General features: G+C 68.2%; 19 protein-coding genes. 12 read left to right on the top strand and 7 right to left on the bottom strand.

The window, feature by feature from the left end:
• Positions 1-5 precede the first annotated feature (5 nt).
• Both ACFV15_RS19960 and ACFV15_RS19955 read left to right on the top strand, forming a co-directional pair.
• Positions 6-386 carry a hypothetical protein gene (locus tag ACFV15_RS19960; protein WP_378351972.1) on the top strand — a complete coding sequence of 127 codons (381 nt, stop codon included), beginning with the start codon at positions 6-8 and terminating at the stop codon, positions 384-386.
• Positions 387-734: 348 nt separating this feature from the next.
• Complete coding sequence (locus tag ACFV15_RS19955; protein ID WP_378351971.1) at positions 735-2,069, top strand: hypothetical protein; 1,335 nt, start codon at positions 735-737, stop codon at positions 2,067-2,069.
• Between the two features lie 44 nt (positions 2,070-2,113).
• Here the strand turns inward: ACFV15_RS19955 and ACFV15_RS19950 are convergent, their stop codons facing one another.
• Positions 2,114-2,965 (bottom strand): SDR family oxidoreductase, encoded by an 852-nt coding sequence (locus ACFV15_RS19950; RefSeq protein WP_378351970.1) that lies wholly within the window; start codon positions 2,963-2,965, stop codon positions 2,114-2,116.
• Positions 2,966-3,166: 201 nt separating this feature from the next.
• Between ACFV15_RS19950 and ACFV15_RS19945 the strand changes: the two genes are divergently transcribed.
• Positions 3,167-3,568, top strand: coding sequence for an EF-hand domain-containing protein (locus ACFV15_RS19945; RefSeq protein ID WP_378351969.1), 402 nt, complete (start codon positions 3,167-3,169; stop codon positions 3,566-3,568).
• A gap of 43 nt (positions 3,569-3,611) precedes the next feature.
• Here ACFV15_RS19945 and ACFV15_RS19940 read toward each other — a convergent pair whose 3' ends face one another.
• The gene (locus ACFV15_RS19940) at positions 3,612-4,046 is read right to left on the bottom strand and encodes an EF-hand domain-containing protein (protein ID WP_378351968.1); all 435 of its coding nucleotides are present in this window, start codon (positions 4,044-4,046) and stop codon (positions 3,612-3,614) included.
• Between the two features lie 44 nt (positions 4,047-4,090).
• On the opposite strand from ACFV15_RS19940, the gene ACFV15_RS19935 reads away from it, so the two are divergent.
• The 5 genes from ACFV15_RS19935 (at position 4,091) to ACFV15_RS19915 (ending at position 7,879) form a co-directional block, all read left to right on the top strand.
• On the top strand, positions 4,091-4,243 hold the full coding sequence (locus ACFV15_RS19935; protein ID WP_378351967.1) for a hypothetical protein: 153 nt from the start codon (positions 4,091-4,093) through the stop codon (positions 4,241-4,243).
• A 46-nt stretch (positions 4,244-4,289) separates the two neighbouring features.
• Positions 4,290-4,808, top strand: coding sequence for a hypothetical protein (locus tag ACFV15_RS19930; RefSeq protein ID WP_378351966.1), 519 nt, complete (start codon positions 4,290-4,292; stop codon positions 4,806-4,808).
• Positions 4,809-4,813: 5 nt separating this feature from the next.
• Complete coding sequence (locus ACFV15_RS19925; RefSeq protein WP_378351965.1) at positions 4,814-6,082, top strand: ATP-grasp domain-containing protein; 1,269 nt, start codon at positions 4,814-4,816, stop codon at positions 6,080-6,082.
• The gene (locus tag ACFV15_RS19920) at positions 6,075-7,463 is read left to right on the top strand and encodes a pyridoxal phosphate-dependent decarboxylase family protein (protein WP_378351964.1); all 1,389 of its coding nucleotides are present in this window, start codon (positions 6,075-6,077) and stop codon (positions 7,461-7,463) included. The genes ACFV15_RS19925 and ACFV15_RS19920 overlap by 8 nt, the downstream gene beginning before the upstream one ends.
• A 140-nt stretch (positions 7,464-7,603) precedes the next feature.
• A complete protein-coding gene (locus tag ACFV15_RS19915; RefSeq protein ID WP_378351963.1) occupies positions 7,604-7,879 on the top strand; it encodes a hypothetical protein in 276 nt (91 codons plus the stop codon).
• Between the two features lie 53 nt (positions 7,880-7,932).
• Here the strand turns inward: ACFV15_RS19915 and ACFV15_RS19910 are convergent, their stop codons facing one another.
• A complete protein-coding gene (locus ACFV15_RS19910) occupies positions 7,933-8,352 on the bottom strand; it encodes a hypothetical protein (RefSeq protein ID WP_378351962.1) in 420 nt (139 codons plus the stop codon).
• Positions 8,349-9,560: a hypothetical protein gene (locus ACFV15_RS19905; RefSeq protein WP_378351961.1), complete on the bottom strand. Its 1,212-nt coding sequence runs from the start codon at positions 9,558-9,560 to the stop codon at positions 8,349-8,351. Before ACFV15_RS19905 ends, ACFV15_RS19910 begins: the two co-directional genes overlap by 4 nt.
• Positions 9,561-9,745: 185 nt before the next feature.
• On the opposite strand from ACFV15_RS19905, the gene ACFV15_RS19900 reads away from it, so the two are divergent.
• The 3 genes from ACFV15_RS19900 (at position 9,746) to ACFV15_RS19890 (ending at position 13,762) form a co-directional block, all read left to right on the top strand.
• Positions 9,746-10,219: a hypothetical protein gene (locus ACFV15_RS19900; RefSeq protein WP_378351960.1), complete on the top strand. Its 474-nt coding sequence runs from the start codon at positions 9,746-9,748 to the stop codon at positions 10,217-10,219.
• Between the two features lie 465 nt (positions 10,220-10,684).
• Positions 10,685-10,891: a hypothetical protein gene (locus ACFV15_RS19895; RefSeq protein WP_378351959.1), complete on the top strand. Its 207-nt coding sequence runs from the start codon at positions 10,685-10,687 to the stop codon at positions 10,889-10,891.
• A gap of 78 nt (positions 10,892-10,969) precedes the next feature.
• The gene (locus ACFV15_RS19890; protein WP_378351958.1) at positions 10,970-13,762 is read left to right on the top strand and encodes a beta-L-arabinofuranosidase domain-containing protein; all 2,793 of its coding nucleotides are present in this window, start codon (positions 10,970-10,972) and stop codon (positions 13,760-13,762) included.
• Here the strand turns inward: ACFV15_RS19890 and ACFV15_RS19885 are convergent.
• On the bottom strand, positions 13,750-14,730 hold the full coding sequence (locus ACFV15_RS19885) for a YihY/virulence factor BrkB family protein (protein ID WP_378351957.1): 981 nt from the start codon (positions 14,728-14,730) through the stop codon (positions 13,750-13,752). The genes ACFV15_RS19890 and ACFV15_RS19885 overlap by 13 nt on opposite strands.
• 67 nt (positions 14,731-14,797) lie before the next feature.
• Positions 14,798-15,256, bottom strand: a complete 459-nt coding sequence (locus ACFV15_RS19880; protein WP_378351956.1) for a DUF6098 family protein — start codon at positions 15,254-15,256, stop codon at positions 14,798-14,800.
• A gap of 419 nt (positions 15,257-15,675) precedes the next feature.
• Here ACFV15_RS19880 and ACFV15_RS19875 point away from each other — a divergent pair, with 419 nt between their 5' ends.
• A complete protein-coding gene (locus tag ACFV15_RS19875; RefSeq protein ID WP_378351955.1) occupies positions 15,676-16,044 on the top strand; it encodes a hypothetical protein in 369 nt (122 codons plus the stop codon).
• 51 nt (positions 16,045-16,095) lie between these two features.
• On the opposite strand, the gene ACFV15_RS19870 is transcribed toward ACFV15_RS19875, so the two are convergent.
• Positions 16,096-16,751, bottom strand: a 656-nt coding sequence (locus ACFV15_RS19870) for a GntR family transcriptional regulator (protein WP_378351954.1), incomplete at its 5' end; no start/stop codon positions are given.

The following is a 16,751-nucleotide window of genomic DNA, read 5'->3' as shown; positions in this document are numbered from 1 at the left end:
CTACCATGAAGACGAATCGTTTCGCAGTTTCATTCCTCACCATCAGCACCACAGTGGCATTGGTCATGGCACCGGCCAGCTCCGCGGCACCGGCGGCGAAGGTCCCGCCCGCGAGCTGCGCCACCGCGATCGCCGCCGCCGTCGACACGGCCAACGCGGCCACCGTCGCCGCCGCCAATGTCGCCGACGCGGCCGCCTCGGCGGCCGCGGCCAAGGCTTTCGCCGAGGGCGTGCTCACCGGGACACCCGCCGCGATCAACGACGCCGCCGCCAACCTTGGCGCTTTCACCGCCGCTGCCGCCACCCACGCGGCAGCCAGCGCCGCCGCACACGCGACCGCAGCCGCCGCCACCATCGGCGTACTCGTCGCCTGCGCGAAGGCATGATCCGACGACGCCGGAATACCGAGCAGGAAACGGGCGAACGCCTGGCCGTGGCCTGATTCTCGGCACTATTCCGTCGTTAGGTGAAGTTTCATCTTTCACAAGATTCCGCGCGGAACAAAAGATCAACCTCGGGCGGCATTGTGGGGAATTCCGGTCGCGTGCGGGTGACCGGTCGTGCTTTTCCTTTCAATTCCGCGCCGGCAGGCGAACGCTGTGACGCAGAGGGTGTTGTTGAGTCCGGTGCCTGACGTACGCGGCACCGGACAGTGACCCCGGACCTCGGTCATCAACCCATCCCCGCGGGTCCGTGGCAGCAGCCCGGACCCAGCCCACGGGTGGAGAGCGACCATGAGATCGACAGCACGGATCACCACAGCAGGCCGCACGTGGCGGGCACTGATCGGCTTGGGCGCCGCGGCGGGGTTCGCACTCGTCGCGCCCGCACCGGCCTGGGCACTCCCACCGGGATGCACCCAGACCGGCAGCAACTTCGTCTGCACCGCTGGCATCCCCACCGGTCAGACGCTCACCGGCACCTCCGCAGGCAACGTCATCACCATCACCGGCGGGCCCGTCGACGGCACGGTCAATGCCGCAGGCGGCAACGACACGATCATCGTCACCGGCACCGGTGGCGCCAACGGAGCCAACGGTTCCCCGGGTGCCGACGGCGACGCGGGCACTCCCGCGGGCAGCGCGGGCGGCAACGGCGGATCCGGCGCCACCGGCGGAACCGCCGTCGGCAGCGGCGGGAGTATCGACGGCGGAGCCGGCACCGACAGCATCACCGTCACCGGCGGGCCAGGCGGCAACGGCGGAAGTGGCGGGGTCGGCGGCATCGGATTCGCCAGCGGCGCGGGCGGCGCCGGTGGCAACGGCGGGGTCGGCGGGGCGGGCGGCACCGGTAACGCCGGGACGATCGTCAGCGGTCTCGGCAGCGACACCGTCACCGCGGCAGGCGGCAAGGGCGGCAACGGTGGCGTCGGCGGCCTCGGCGGCGCCGGTGGCGGCACCGCGGGCGGCGCCGGTGCCGGTGGCCTCGGCGGCGCCGGTGGAGCGGGTGGTGTCGGGAACTCCGGGACCATGAGCGGTAGCGGCCTTCTCCTCTTCGGCCCTGACACGCTCACCGCAACCGGTGGCGCAGGCGGCGGTGGCGGCAACGGCGGCCTCGGCGGCTGCGGTCACGGCGGCGGCGCAGGCGGCCTGGGCGGCGCGGCGGGTGCCGGCGGTATCGGCAACTCCGGCAGCATCAGCGGCGGAACAGGCAACGACATACTCAAGGCCAACGGCGGCCTCGGCGGCAACGGCGGGCTCGGCGCCAAGGGCGGCAACGGCTCCAGCGCTGTCGAGCCCGGCGGCGCAGGCGGCTTGGGCGGTGCCGGTGGTGCGGGCGGTATCGGCAACTCCGGTTCCATCAGCGGCAATGCAGGCAACGACGCCATCACCACCATCGGCGGCGCCGGCGGCAATGGCGGCAGCGGTGGTAACGGCGGAACCGGTTGCGCGGGTCCCGGTGGCGCCGGCGGCATCGGCGGCGCCGCGGGCGGCGGCGGGCTGGGCAGCTCCGGCAGCATCAACGGCGGCAGCGGCGTGAACACGATCGTCAACACCAACGGCGCCAACGGACTCGCCGGCGCCAACGGCGTAGCCGGCGTCGAGAACGGTGGCGTCTGCACCTGCTGACCACAAGCGGTTCCGTGGCTACGAACCCGTAGCCACGGAACCGCTTACCGGAAGGCTTCGGCGTGATCGAGGGCCCACTGGCGGATCGACCGCGGCGCCTGGCCGGTGATCTCCTCGACCCTGCTCGTCACCGGCTGCACGGCAAAGGTTCCCGCGCCGTCGAACAACGCCTCGACAAGGTCATCGGGATAGCCTGCGGCAACCGCCTGTTCGCGCGCTTCCGCCTGCCCGATCTCCTCGAAGCGCACCGGCAGGCCGAGCGCCTCACCGATCGCCACCGCCTGCTCCTCGGTGGTGAGGGCTTCGGGACCGCTCAGTTCGGGCCGGGTGCCGATCAGGCCGTCGTCGAGCAGTGCCCGCACGGCGACCGCGGCGATGTCGGCCTCGTGGATCACCGACCTGACCTCCGCTCCGCCTGCCGCGCGCACGACCCCGGTGCGCCACCGCGCGGCCCATCCGAGGTTGTTGCTCGCGAAGCTGTACGGCCGCAGGATGACCCACTCCAGTCCGGTCGCCGTCACCGCGCGCTCGAGAGCGGCATGGAACTCGAAGATCGGGTTGCGCTGCCGGTCAAGGTCGAGGTCGACCCCGGCAGCCGAGAGGTAGACCACGCGCGCGGCGTGCCGCTTGATCACGTCCAGCACCTCCGTGGCACCGTCGCCGGTCAGGAACGGCCACATCAAGAACACCGCGTCGACATGCAGCAGGGACGCTTCCATGCTCGCGGGGTCGGCCAGATCTCCGCGAACGACATCCACACCGGGCGGCACCAGCGCCTTGCCGGGGTCACGGACCATGACCCGCACCTTCACACCCGCCCCCACCGCCTGAGCGACGACATGGCGGCCGACGTGGCCGGTCGCACCGATGACGAGGATTCTGCCCAGCTGGGTCATGAACGAACCTTCCGGTAGTCGCCAGAGCCACCAACCGGTCTCAGTGTCCGATGTGGACAGATGGCGTGTCCGTTTCTCCGCCAGGGTCCAGGACGGGGCTCATCGCGAGCCTGATGATGTTGTTCCCCGAACCTCGGTGTGTCAAACCAGTGCCTGAAGCTACGCTGAAAGCCGGCGATTCCAGGCGTGAAAGGGAGAACATTGGAAATCGGCAGTGGCGAGTGGGCAGCGTACAAGGACGCGTTCGACAAGTTCGACGTCAACCGGGACGGCACCATCGACGCCGCCGAACTCGGCCGATTCCTCGAATCCGGCGGCGGCAAATTAGGGCCCGACGAACTGCGGCGCGTGCTTTCGAAGCTGGACACTGACGGCAACGGCCGGATCGACCTGAACGAGTTCATCGCCTTCGCGCGGCCGATGATGAAGGTGCACGAAGAAACCTTCCGCAAACTCGACAGGGACAACAGCGGATTCATCACCGCTTCGGAGCTCAGTTTGTCAGGTCTGCCGCGGCATCAGGTCGACCAGCTGCTGCGGATCGCCGACCGGAACGGCGACGGCCGCATCAGTTTCACCGAGTTCGTCCGCGCGATGCTCTGACGCGGGCGGCAGGCACCGGGCGTGCCGGTGCCTGCCGGAACCCTCAGCCGAAGGAGGCGCGGAACTCGTCGAAAGTGATCAGTTTGTCGTCGTCCGAGTCGGTCAGCGCGAACAACTCGGACACCTGCTCGTCGGTGATGTCCTCGCCGAGCCGGGACACCACCTGCTGGTACTCCGCACGGCTGATGAAGCCGTCGCCGTCCGCGTCGAACTCGTCGAAAATGGCCTGGAGCTCGGCTTTCTTCGCCTCGCCCTGGTCGAGCCCGTGCAGCAGCGCGACGAACTCCCCGAGGTCGACCACACCGTCACCGTCGAGATCGGCGCCGGCCAGCGTGCCCGCCGCCTTCGACTCGTCGAGGCCGAGCCGTCCCATGGCGTCGCGCAGTTCGCGGACGCTGACGGTGCCGCTCCCGTCCTTGTCGAGGGCGCTGAACATCGCCCCGTACTCGGCCTTCTTCTCCTCGGATACGCTGGTCACGATGGGCCTCGCTTCTCGCTCGGACGGCTGGCGATCGTGCGCGGATGACGGCGCCGACGGATGATGACTACCAGGTCACCGGCCCGTGGTTCAAGATCCCCCGACGCGCCCGCGTGACCGGAAAGCTCACCGGAACGGGTTCGTTCGTCAGCCATTCAGCTGATCGACAACAGGCTTTGCGGAATCAAGGATTTTGAAAGTCGAAGTCGGCACCATTCCCGCGAGTCCCCGGATGTGAAAACAATGGCTTCCGTTTTGAAGTCCCGTCGTACCGCCATGCTCGCCGCACTCGCCGCGGCCGCGCCGCTCGCGCTCACCCAGCCCGCCTCGGCCGCCGATCCGGCCGTCGTGGTGTGCACGACGTCGTCGGACTGGTCGTACTCGCCCGGCGTCGTGCTTCAGCCACGGCCGCTGCGCACCACCGTCCACGACAAGTACAGCTCGTGCGCCGGCGCGGGCACCGGGCACAGCGAGTTCGTCGTCGACCGGAGCGCGGGGTGCCTGGAACCGCTCGGGACGGTGCCGGAGACCCGGGTGATCACCTGGTCGGACGGGTCGACGAGCACTTTCTCCTACACCGTCACGGTCACCTCCTTGCCCGGCGCCGACGTCGTCACCAAGCTCGGCACGATCACCGGAGGCGTGTACGCGGGCAGGTCCGCGCAGGCCGTGCAGGCGGCGCCGACGCTCGATCTGCTGAAATGCCTGTCCACTGAGGGCATCACACGGCAGTCCTCGCTGGGTACCTTCACGGTTCTCTGACCGCGATGCTCATCAGCGTCTGCGGGGTGCCCGCGGCCGAGGGACTCGACCTCTTACGAGGGCACGCGCCGGCTCTCACCTGGCAGGACCGCTCCCCGTTCCTCGGCGCCTCGGCCTCGATCCCGTGGCTGCGGTACGCCCATCGCGATCACCGAGGGGAAGCCGAAGGCCGTCCGGTCAAGCCGACGCGGTGCGAGCCCGGCGGTTTCGCGGTGAGCTTCGCGCCCGAGGACGGGACCGGCGCGCACGAATGGGCGGCGGCCAGCGGACTGCGGCTGCTCGCGCCGGACGCGGACGCCGTCGCGACCGCGGCGGACAAGGTGGACGTGCTGCGCCTGTTCGAGCAGGCCGGTGTGGAGACACCCCGGAGCTGGGTCGTCGACGCCGATTCCGGGTGGCCCTGGGATGGCGGTCCACTGGTGGTGCAGCGCCGGGTCAACAACCTCACCGGCAAAGGAACCCGCTTCGTCACCTCGGCCGGGCACCTGGCCGACGCGCTGCGCGAGTGGAACGGCGAGACGGTGCGCATCGCGGAGTACGTCGAGGGTGTCCCGGTGACCGTGAGCGGATGCGCGACTCCTTGGGGCACCGTGGTTTCCGCGCTCTCGCATCAGCTGGTCGGGATTCCCGCGCTCACCTCGTACTGGGGCGCGCACTGCGGCAACCAGCTCATCGCCGACGACGATCTGCCCGCCGGAGCCGCCGCTCGCTGCGGCGCCGTCTGCGCGGCCGTCGGCGACCGGCTCGGCGAGCTGGGCTACCGCGGCGCGTTCGGACTGGATCTGATGGTCACCCCGGCGGGAGCCGTGCTGCCGATCGAAGTCAATCCCCGCTTCCAGACCGTGGTTTCCCTTGTCCAGGCACAGGAACGCGCGGCAGGCCTGCTGCCCAGCCTGGGCACCCATGTGCTCGCGTCATTGCTGATGTCGGCGCCGGTCGAGCGCGTGCGCACCCGATCGTTGCCGCTGAGCCAGCTCGTCGTGATGTCCGACCGGTCCGGTGTGCTGCGCGAGACCGTCGCCTCCGGCCGGTACCGTCTCGACAACGGCCGGCTTTTCCCAGCAGGGCAAGGAGATCTACTGACCCTGATGCCCGGTGAAGCGCTGCTATGGGCGCACGCACACCCGTCCGATCGCCTCCGTCCCGGCGAAGAACTGGTGCTGATCCAGCTGCCCCACCGCGCGGCCGCGGTCAGCGGACGACCAGAGCTGACGGCCGAAACGCAGGCGTGGGTGGACGCCGTGCGCCGCACCCTGCGCGTCGACGATGCCTGAGGGCGGCTGGCTGGACCTGCCCCCGGAACGGATGCGCGAACTCGGTCACCAGGTGGTCGACCTGCTCGTCGATCACCTGACCGGGCTACGGGAACAGCCGGTGCAACGCCTGGCGACGCCGGCCGAGCTCCGCGACGTGCTGGCCGACCCCGTGCCGGAGCGGCCGTCCGATCCCGGCGAGCTCATCGCGTTCCTCACCGGCGAGGTGATGGCGCGCTCGTTGCGGCTGGGCCATCCCGGCTGCCTCGCTTTCGTGCCGAGCGCGAACAACTTCCTCAGCGTGCTCGGTGACCTCATCGCCGCCGGCTTCAACACCTCCCCCGGCGCGTGGCCGGTCGGCGCGGGCCCGGCGGCCATCGAATTGGTGACGGCGCGCTGGCTCGCGGAACTACTCGGGCTCCCCGACGGCTCCGGCGGGGTGTTCACCCCCGGTGGCACGCTGGCCAACCTGACCGCGCTGGCCGCCGCCCGTGACGAACGCCTTGGCGAGGATCCCACGGGCGCGGTGCTCTACTGCTCCGACCAGACCCATCCCGCGGTGCTTCGTGCCTGTCATGTGCTGGGGCTGCGTGAGGTGCGCCTCCTGCCGACGCGGCTCTCCCCCACCGATCTGCGGCAGGAGATCCTGGCGGACCGGCTCGCCGGGCGGCGGCCCTTCCTCGTGCTCGCGAACGCGGGAACGACGGGAACCGGAGCGATCGACCCGCTCCCCGAACTCGCCGCACTGTGCCGCGAAGAGAACCTGTGGCTGCACGTGGACGGCGCACACGGCGCGGCGGCGGCATTGACCACGCGCGGCAGGGCCGTGCTGGCCGGGCTCGCCGAAGCCGATTCGGTGGTGATCGATCCGCACAAATGGCTGTTCCAGCCCTACGAGATCGGATGCCTGCTCCTGCGCGACCCGGCCGTGCTGCACCGCGCGTTCGCCATCGACCGGTTCCGCGCCCACGCGGGCTACCTCGAGATCGCCCGCGGCGAAGCGAACCTGTCCGACCACGGCGTGCAGTTCACCACCGCGGCGCGGGCGGTCAAACTGTGGCTTTCCTTCAAGGGTTTCGGGGTGGCCGCGTTCCGCGCCGCCATCGACCATGGTCTGGACCAAGCTGAACGAGCCGCGACGCTGATCGCCGCGCACCCCGAGCTCGAACTGGCAGCGGGACCGAGCCTCGGCATCGTCTGCCTGCGTTACCGGCCAGGTGACCCCGAAACGCAGTCCGCCATCTGCCGCGAGGTGAACCGGACCGGGCGCACACTGATCGCGACGACCACAGTGGACGGTGCGCAGGCATTGCGCCTGTGCACGATCAATCCCCGCACCACGGCGGCGGATCTCGACGAGGTGCTCGCGGCGATCGTGCGAGCCGGCCGGCGGCTCACATGAGCCCATGTGAGCCGTAACCAACATCATCCATCTCAGTTGACAGATCGATCCAACTTGGACATGCTCAATGACATCAGCTCAGATGAATGAGAGCGGAAGTAGCCATCACCTGGGCTAATGTCATCGAGAGGGGACCTGACATGAGGAAATGGATCGCGGGGGCGGGCCTGCTGGCCGCCGGCCTGATCGCGGGGGCGCCAGCCGCCTCGGCCGTGGCGACCAGCCAGACGTTCTACGGCAGCAGCGCGGGCTTCGGCTCCGAGCAGGCCATCCGGTACGCGACCGACTCCGCGTGGCGGAAGGTCGCCTCGGGCGGGTACACCCGGGACCAGTGCTACGTCAGCTCCAGCCAGGCGCGTCCCACCGGCAACGGCTGGTACCAGGCCGACGTCGCAGTGTTTTGCGTGAAGCCATGAGCGCGCTGAAGCAGTTCACGGAACAGAAAAGCTTGGCCACGTGACCGCCCGCCTCAGACGTCCTCCAGAAACGACCGGCCGAACCAGTCGTCGTCGTCCTCGTCGTGCCGTCCGTCCGGCCGGGACTCCCGCGTCGGCTCGGACGCGGCACGCAGTTCCGCCTCGGCGGCTTCGATGTCCAGGCTTGCCAGCTCGTCGACCTCGCGACGCACCGCCTCCTCGGCATGCGCGTGCAATTCCCGGAGCTCGGCCGGCGGGATCTTGTCGAGCAGCCGCCGGAAGGCCGTACCCTGCTCGGCGAGTTCGTCCGCGATGGGCCGGTGCGACAGCAGTTCGTGTGGTTGCCGGGCGCCGGCCAGGACGTCCTTGGCGAAATCGGCACCGGCCCCCGGTCCGGACGCGGCCAGCAGCCGCATCATGTTGTGCCGGGCGACCGGCCAGTTGACGTTGTCAGCGGGATCGATGAATGTCATGCCCGTGCCCCTCGTCCGCAGTCCGCGTGCGGATGGTCGTAGGTGAAGGGCCAGCTGGGGATTTCGACGTCGCGCGCGGTCGCGCGGGTCGCGTCGCCGATGCCCCTGCCGAGTTCGAATTGGTGCGCCAGAGCCAGGAGGGCGCTGATGGTGGTGCGAATGACGCCGGTTTGGTCAATGACGGCCGCGAGGAGTGCACCGAGCTGCTTGAGGTCGCCGCCGAAGAGTTTGAACAGCTTTTTGCCTTCGACGAGGGCATCGATGACGTCGAGAATGAACCCGACGATGTTCTTGCCGGACTTCGCCGCCATCGCCGCCCCCTTGGTGTAGAGCAACAGCAGGATGTCGATCAGGGCACCCAGGCCGTGCTTGAGGTCCTGCATCAGGTGGTACGCCGCTCTGGCCAGGCCCTCGATGGCGTCGCCTGCCGCACCGCAGTATCCGGACAGGTCCAGGCATGCCGCGTGGTACTTGTCGAGCCAATCCTTCGCGGCGTCGGCCGCCCGGCCGATCCATTGGTCCTGAATGCCGTAACGGCCCTGCTGCATGTTGGCGGCGATATCGGCGAACCCGGACTCGGTGTCGCGGAAGAGGACCGCCTGCTCCTGCAACGCTTTCCAGTCGCCGATCACGGCGCGGGTGGCCAGCTGGAAGATGTCCACGCCGGTGATGTCTTCGACGAATCCGGCCACGTCGCCCAAGGTGCCGCCGAGATCTGCGATCTCCTCGGCCGCTTTCTCGGCCCTGACCGGCCACCAGTCCGGATTGTCGATCTTCTCCGAGCTCGGGCCCGGATAGTCCACGGGCGCCACCTCCCGGAACGTTCCCGCGGAGGCCGGATCGCGGACCTCGTCCTTGCCGACGCGTTCGGCCCCCATCTCCCGGAGCGTCCGGTCCAGTCCTTCCACCGTGGCGCGGTCGGTGGTGCGGTACCAGACGGCCGCGCAGTGGAGTGTGTCGCCTGCGGAGATACCCGAGCCGAACGCGATACCGAGGTGATTTCTGGTGTTGTGCTGCCAGTCGTCCAGCTTCGGCCAGATCAGCGCGAGCAGCCCCTCGCCGTCGTCGCCGGTGCGGCCGCCGTCCACGATGGTGTTGCGGAACGCCTGGCGGAAGTCGCCTGCCCCATCCCCCTGTTTGCGCACGAGGCCGGCGAGCCCATCCACCGCTTCCGGCCGCACGAAGAACCCCGCTCCGGCTGGAACCATCGATCCGCCCCCCTTGCTCCCCCGGACGCTCGCCGGCGGGGTCGATGTGGCACTTGGAAGTAGGATGTCACACATGCCGGATCGGTTCCCTCGGATCGCGGAGCCCGGCGCACGGAAGAAGGCAACCTGATCGGCGGCCCACACGTGCAAGGGAGCAGCGAGGGAACACCGAAAAGGGGATTTTCATGTCTGTACTGGCAAGACGTGGGTTGGCCGCGATGGGGGCCGCGGCACTGCTGGCGGGGATCGGCGCGGCGCCGGCGCAGGCCGCCGACGTGCTGTGGGGGATCGGGCCGTCGCCGGTCCAGCCCGGCGGTCAGGTGCACATCAGCATGAGGGCGTGGGCGGGCGGCTGCGCCCCTGGCACCCCGGTGACGTCGCCCGGACTGGTCGCACCGATCAAGTGGCACGGCGAGGCAGGCAACTTCCCCTCGTACACCGGCACCGGCACCGCGGTGAAGAAGCCGGGTAAGTACGTGGCGACGTTCACCTGCGAGAGCGGCCAGAAGGCGTCGGCGACGTTCGTGGTGGCGGGCGCTCCGGACCCCGATCCGAAGCCCACCCCCACAAAGCCCAAGCCGACAGCCAAGCCCAAGCCGCAGGTGGCCGTCAAGCCGAAGGGCGCACCGCAGACCGGCGGCGGTTACTCCGCCGCCTGAGCGAGCGACGAAGCGGCAGGGACTTTCCCGACGTTCAATGTCAGGAAAGTCCCCTTCGCAAGCCAGCGGAATCGCCAAGTCAGTGGCTCTTCGCACTCCATGACCCGCACGGGTCCGGACCGAACTGGTCCTTGCAAATCCTGAATTCCATCCCGCTCGGTGTCGAAGCTGCCGTCGACTACGACTTTTTCCGGAAACGTAAGATTTCGCACCACTGTGAGACGAAAAGATCACCAAGGCGGTACCCGCCCAGTCCCGTCGCCATAGTCATCACCAATGGAGACAATGCCCGACTGGAGGCCGAGTTCGACGAATTCGACGACGGGACCGGAATCCACGCACCGCCGAAGACTCCTTGACCACCAGTGCGGGGAAACACTATCGTCAGTCATCGTAATGAATGTTAGCGTTAACATTCATTGAGGCAGCAGACCGGACAACGACGTACCGAGAAGGTCCTCGACGATGACTGATCTCCGTGAAGTGGCGCGCGAAGCACCCGAAACCGGCCGCGACGTGGCGAACGCGGCCGAGGTCTCACCGAGCGCGGTTTCCTCTGTGATCACGGGAAACGACCGATTTCACGGCCGTGGCCACACACCGGCGAACCCGGCCAACGGCCGCGATGGTCCCGGCGCGACGACGGACCGGCCCCCGAGCTGGAATCGCTGACACCCCCGCTCATCCCCGGAGACAGCACCACCACCGCACCCGCCGCTTGAGTTGCCACCAGCGAAAGGCCGACACGACATGAGCCGACCGTTCGACCGAAGAGTTTTCCTTCGCACCACGGCAATGGTCGCCGCCGTACCCCTGCTTCCCGCGTTCGCCCCGGCTAGCGCGGCGGCGGCACCGGGGGCGGCAGCGCGAGTCCAGCCGTTCAAGCTCGGCGATGTCGCACTGGGCAAGGGAATCTTCGCCACCAAGCGTGACCTCATGCTCGATCACGGGCGCGGGTACAACGTGGACCGGCTGCTGCAGGTCTTCCGCGCCAACGCCGGGCTCTCCACCCGAGGGGCGGTCGCGCCCGGCGGCTGGGAAGGCCTCGACGGCGAAGCCAACGGCAACCTGCGCGGGCACTACACCGGGCACTTCCTCACCATGCTCGCGCAGGCTTACGGCAGCACGGGCGAGGCGGCCTTCTCCGACAAGATCCGGTACATGGTGGACGCTCTCCACGAAGTCCGCGGCGCGCTGCGACGCGACCCCGTGGTGCTGAGCACGCAGGGGCCGTTCAGCACCGCCGTCGAGAACGTCCGCGGGTCCTATCAGTACGTCGACCTTCCCGGCACCGTACTCGGCGGCAGCGCCGCGATCACGATCTCCGCGTGGGTACGTCCCGGGCACAACGCGAACTGGCAGCGGATCTTCGACTTCGGCAACGACACGAGCCGCTACCTCTACCTGGCGGCGCGCAACGCCACCGGTGTCCCGCGGTTCGCCATCACGACCGGCGGCGCCGGCGGCGAACAGGCCATCGACGCCACCGCCCCACTGCCACTGAACAAGTGGAGCCACGTGGCCGTCACGATCACCGGGCAGGTCGGCACCCTGTACGTCAACGGTGTCGCGGCGGGGGTGAACACCGCGATGACACTCAACCCGGCCACCCTCGGTTCGCTACGCGAGCACTGGCTCGGCCGATCCCACTACGCCGACCCGGTCTTCGCGGGCGCGTTCGGCGAGTTCAACATGTGGTCGCGCGCGCTGACCGCCGCCGAAATCAAGGAACTGCAGGACAAATCCGCCGCATCGGCCGCGGCGGGCCGCGGAGATCTCGCGTCATATGCCTTCACCGAAACCAGCGGCGGGGCACTGGCCGACGGCTCCGGCAACGCCCGGCACGCGACGCTGCGCCGCACCTGGGGCGGGCCCAGCCATCCCGGTTTCCTCGCCGCCTATCCCGAAACCCAGTTCATCACACTCGAATCCATGGTCAACGGCGACTACACCAAGGTATGGGCGCCCTACTACACCGCGCACAAGATCCTCCGCGGTCTGCTGGAGGCCTACGCCAACACGGGCTACGAGCGGGCGCTCGACCTCGCCGACGGCATGTGCGACTGGATGTACTCCCGACTGTCCAAACTGGACTCAAGCACCCTGCAGCGGATGTGGGGCATCTTCTCCAGCGGCGAGTTCGGCGGCATGGTCGAGGCGGTCTGCGACGTACACGCCCGCACCGGCAAGGCCGAGCATCTCGCGCTGGCCAGGTTGTTCGACCTCGACCGGCTCATCGACTCGTGCGCGGCGGGCACCGACATACTGACCGGGTTGCACGCGAACCAGCACATCCCCATCCTCACCGGCTTGGTCCGGCTCTACGACGAGACAGGGGAAGCCCGCTACCTGAACGCCGCACGGGGTTTCTGGGGCATGGTCGTGCCAGGCCGGATGTACGGGATCGGCGGCACGAGCACCGGCGAGTTCTGGCGCGGGCCCGGCGTCATCGCGGGCACACTGAGCGAAACCAACGCCGAAACCTGTTGCGCCTACAACATGGTCAAGCTGAGCCGGATGCTGTTCTTCCACGACCAGGATCCGAAGTACATGGACTACTACGAGCGCACGCTCTACAACCAGATCCTGGGCTCCAAACAGGACAAAGCCGATCCGGAAACCCCGCGGGTCACCTACTTCATCGGGCTGGCGCCGGGACACGTGCGGGACTACACGCCGAAGGCAGGCACCACCTGCTGCGAGGGCACCGGGATGGAAAGCGCCACCAAGTACCAGGACTCGGTCTACTTCCGCACCGCGGACGACACCGCCCTGTACGTCAATCTGTACAGCCCGTCCACCCTGACCTGGGCGAGCAAGGGCGTCACCGTCACCCAGCGGACCGCCTACCCGGTCGAGCAGGGATCGACGATCACCGTCAAGGGCCGGTCGGCCGCGTTCGCACTACGCCTGCGGGTACCGGCCTGGCTGCGCACCGGCTTCGAGGTCGAGGTCAACGGCAAGCTCATCCGGGGCAACGCCGCGCCAGGTACGTACTTCACCGTGTCTCGCACCTGGCGCGACGGTGACACGGTCCGCGTCCGCCTGCCGTTCCGCCTGCGGGTGGAGAAGGCCATCGACGATCCCGCGACCCAGGCGCTGTTCTACGGCCCGGTCACGCTGGTCGCCCGCGATCCCAGTACCAGCTTCCTGCGCCTGTCGCTCTACCGGAACACGGCATTGTCCGGCGATCTGCTGCCTTCATTCGAGCCGGTCAGCGGGCAGCCGCTGCATCTGCGCCTGGGTGGCATCGAGTTCGCGCCCTTCTACGAGGGCACCGAAAACCCGACTCACGCCTACTTCCGCCGCGACGAACCCCGGGTGGTGTTCGGCAAGATCGACTCCGGCGTGCCGAACCCGGCCAAGAGCGACGGCACCACCCTGCTCGACGAGATCTGGGCCGCCGCGCCATTCGAGTCCAAGGGCGCTTTGGTCGGCAAGGTACGGACGACCACCAACGAGTGGGTGAGCGCGAAGCTGCTCACCGCCGAGGATGCCAAGAAGATAGTCAGCACCGCCAGCGGCGCGTCTTACGTCCGGTGACGTCGCTGTCCGCCCCGGTGATCGGGTTCGCGTGCCGCGGGTTCCTCGTCATCCATCGCCTGCACGTCGCGCGGTGGCAGGAACGGCTCGTTGTCAGCTGGTTCACCGGCTTCGATGTTCCTGCCCCTGACCAGTTCGGCGTCGAACTCCGCGCCGAGCAGCACCGCGAGATTGGAAATCCACAGCCACACCAGGAACCCGATGACACCACCGAGTGAGCCATAGGTCTTGTTGTAGGACGAGAAGTTCGCGACATACAACGCGAACCCGCCGGACGCCACCACCCAGAGCACGACGGCCAGCACTCCCCCGGGGCTGAGCCACCGAAAGCCCGGCGAACGCACATTCGGCGCCGCCCAGTACAGCAACGCGAACGCCAAGCTCACCAAGACCGCGATCACCGGCCACTTCGCGATCTCCCACACCAGTACGGCCGTCGGACCCACACCCAGCAGCCGTCCGGCCCGCTCGGCGACCCCGCCGGTGGCGACCACACCGATCGCGCACAGCGCCAGCAGCACGACCACCGCCAGCGTCAAACCCACCCGCAGCGGCACGGTCTTCCACAGCGGTCGGCCTTCCGGCATCTCGTAGATCGCGTTCGACGCCCGCATGAAAGCCCCCACATACGCCGAAGCCGACCACAGGGCCCCGACCAGGCCCACCACCGCCAACGGTCCCGCCAGCCCCTTCGACTGCTGCAGCTCACGGATGGCGCCGGCGAGTATCTCCTTGCCCTGCCCGGGAACGACAGCGTTGACATTCTCGATCAACACCTCGGTAGCCGACGGATCGAGCAAGCCGAGCACCGCGGTCAACACGATCACGGCCGGGAAAAGCGACAGAATCCCGTAGTAGGTCAGCGCGGCCGCCCAATCGCCGAGATTGTCACGGTTGAACTCGGTCACTGTCCGCTTCAGCACCCCCCACCACGAGCGCTTCGACAGATCAGTCGGTCCCTCGGGCATCGCTCTCGGCATATCCGCTCCCATGGCATCGCTTCAGCGGTATCGGGCATACCCGGGTAGTACGCGGCTAACCCCGGCTGATCTCGGGTGGACGGCGCAGCGGTCCCCATTCAGCGTCCTCGTGGGACCACAGGCGAAGAAGCGCACGGGCCTCGTCGAGCACGAGACTCGACAAGCGCGCCACCGGCTCCGGCTCGGCCAGCAGCGGTTCGTTGTCGGGCCCACGGCCGACCACGGTGCCGTCCAGCACCCACGCCCGAGTCGGGCGCGGCCGCACATGGCGAAGGTGGCAATAGTCGTAAAGCCGCCGCGCAAGCCACAGTTCAAGCGGCCGCTGACCCCACCATGGCTCCGGAGCCAGCGGATTCACCGACAGGCCCGGCAACGCGGCCCCGGTGAGCTCGTCCACGCTGCCACCACGAGGCGGAGCCCACTCCGGCGCCCAGCGCACATACAGCCCTGGCCGGTCCTCATACAGCTTGACCAGCTCTTGCAATGAAGCCAGTTCCGGCACTTCACCCGTCATGGCGGCAGGAGTACCCCGGCACCCAGGCGATCACGCCACGCTAAAGGGCCCCGCAGGCCCACAATGACCCGGAAAACGAAGAAGCCCAGGTCGATGACCTGGGCTTTCGCTTGCGATTGCTCCCCCGCTTGGACTCGAACCAAGAACCCTCCGGGTAACAGGCTCAGACCAGACGCCATGTCGCGTGACGTCGACTCATGTCGTCTCATGTCTCTACGCTGCACGTTCCCTTCACAGCGTGAACTATCGATGTCGTCTCATGTCGTCTGATGTCGACTCATGTAGTGGGGTTTCTGGAGGGTTCTTGGAGGGACCGCCAGCAACCAACACCGCCCGCACCGACGCGAATACGTAACGCCGCTGATGATCAACGCGAGTACAGGAGGACAACGCCCCCGCCCAAGCAGCTGGAGATCGCCGTGAAGCGCGTCGCCCTGACCCTCGCCGCGGCCATCGCCGCAGCCACCCTGACCGCCTGCGGCAGCGACCCAGCGCCGACACCACCAGCCACCCCGACGCCCGCGGCTCAGATGGTCACGGTCCAGATCGGTGCGACCGGCGCCGGCCACGTCGCCTACACCGACCCGGCCGGGCCCGGCGGCGTGACCGCCAAGGACGTCAGCCCGATGGACGTCCTGCGCGTGCCGGTCACCGTGCCCAAGGGATCGACGGTCACCGTGACGACGTCGCGGCCGGCGACCGGCGGCGCCGTCTGCCAAATCATGGACGCGACCGGCCAGCTCGAGCTGACGAAGGGCACGGACTCGTGCTCGGTGGTCGCCAGCTAGCAAGCAGGCACAATTACCGTTCGGGCTCCGCTTAAGCGGGCATCTTGGACGCTACTCGGCTTCCCATTCGTAAGTGAGTTCGTAGCGATCGGCAGCCAGAATCATGTCGTTCATTTCCAGCTGCACGCCATCCTCGCGCATAGCAATGCGAGTTATCGTGAGGACCGGCACGCCGTCCGCAAGCTGGAGAAGCGAAGCTTCTTGAGGCGTCGGCATTCGCGAGCCAACGTGCTCAACAAATGAACCGATTATGTGTCCAGCCTCTTCAAGTCGTGCGTAGGCACCGCCTGCGCCCGTATTCACTTCTTCGATCGCGGTGCCGCGCGTAAATTCGCGCGGCAAGCGCGACACCGCGAGTTGGACTACGAGCCCGTCGGCGCGCATCACCCGATCTCTCACGGTGACTTCATCGCCCGGCGAGATTCCGAGGAACGCGGCCGCCCGTGCGTCAGCCGGTTCAAAGCTGATCTTTACGGAAGACGACGGCGTAAAGCCGCGCGCTGCTGCATCAGCAATGAACGCCGCCTGGTTACGCTCACGTGCTGCTCGCGAGAGACGTGAGCGAGCCAGGCGAGTGATACTGGCCGGCGGACGAACAAACACGCCCCGACCGTGCTCGGAGATGACGATGCCCTCGGCGCGAAGGATGTTGACCGCGTCGCGGATGGTCGGCCTGGACACGTCGTAGGTATCGACCAGTTCTCGTT

This window comes from Amycolatopsis sp. NPDC059657, from assembly GCF_042734395.1.
Lineage (GTDB): Bacteria > Actinomycetota > Actinomycetes > Mycobacteriales > Pseudonocardiaceae > Amycolatopsis.
Note: the sequence above shows the minus strand (reverse complement) of the source record. Positions and strands in the feature narration are given on the sequence as shown.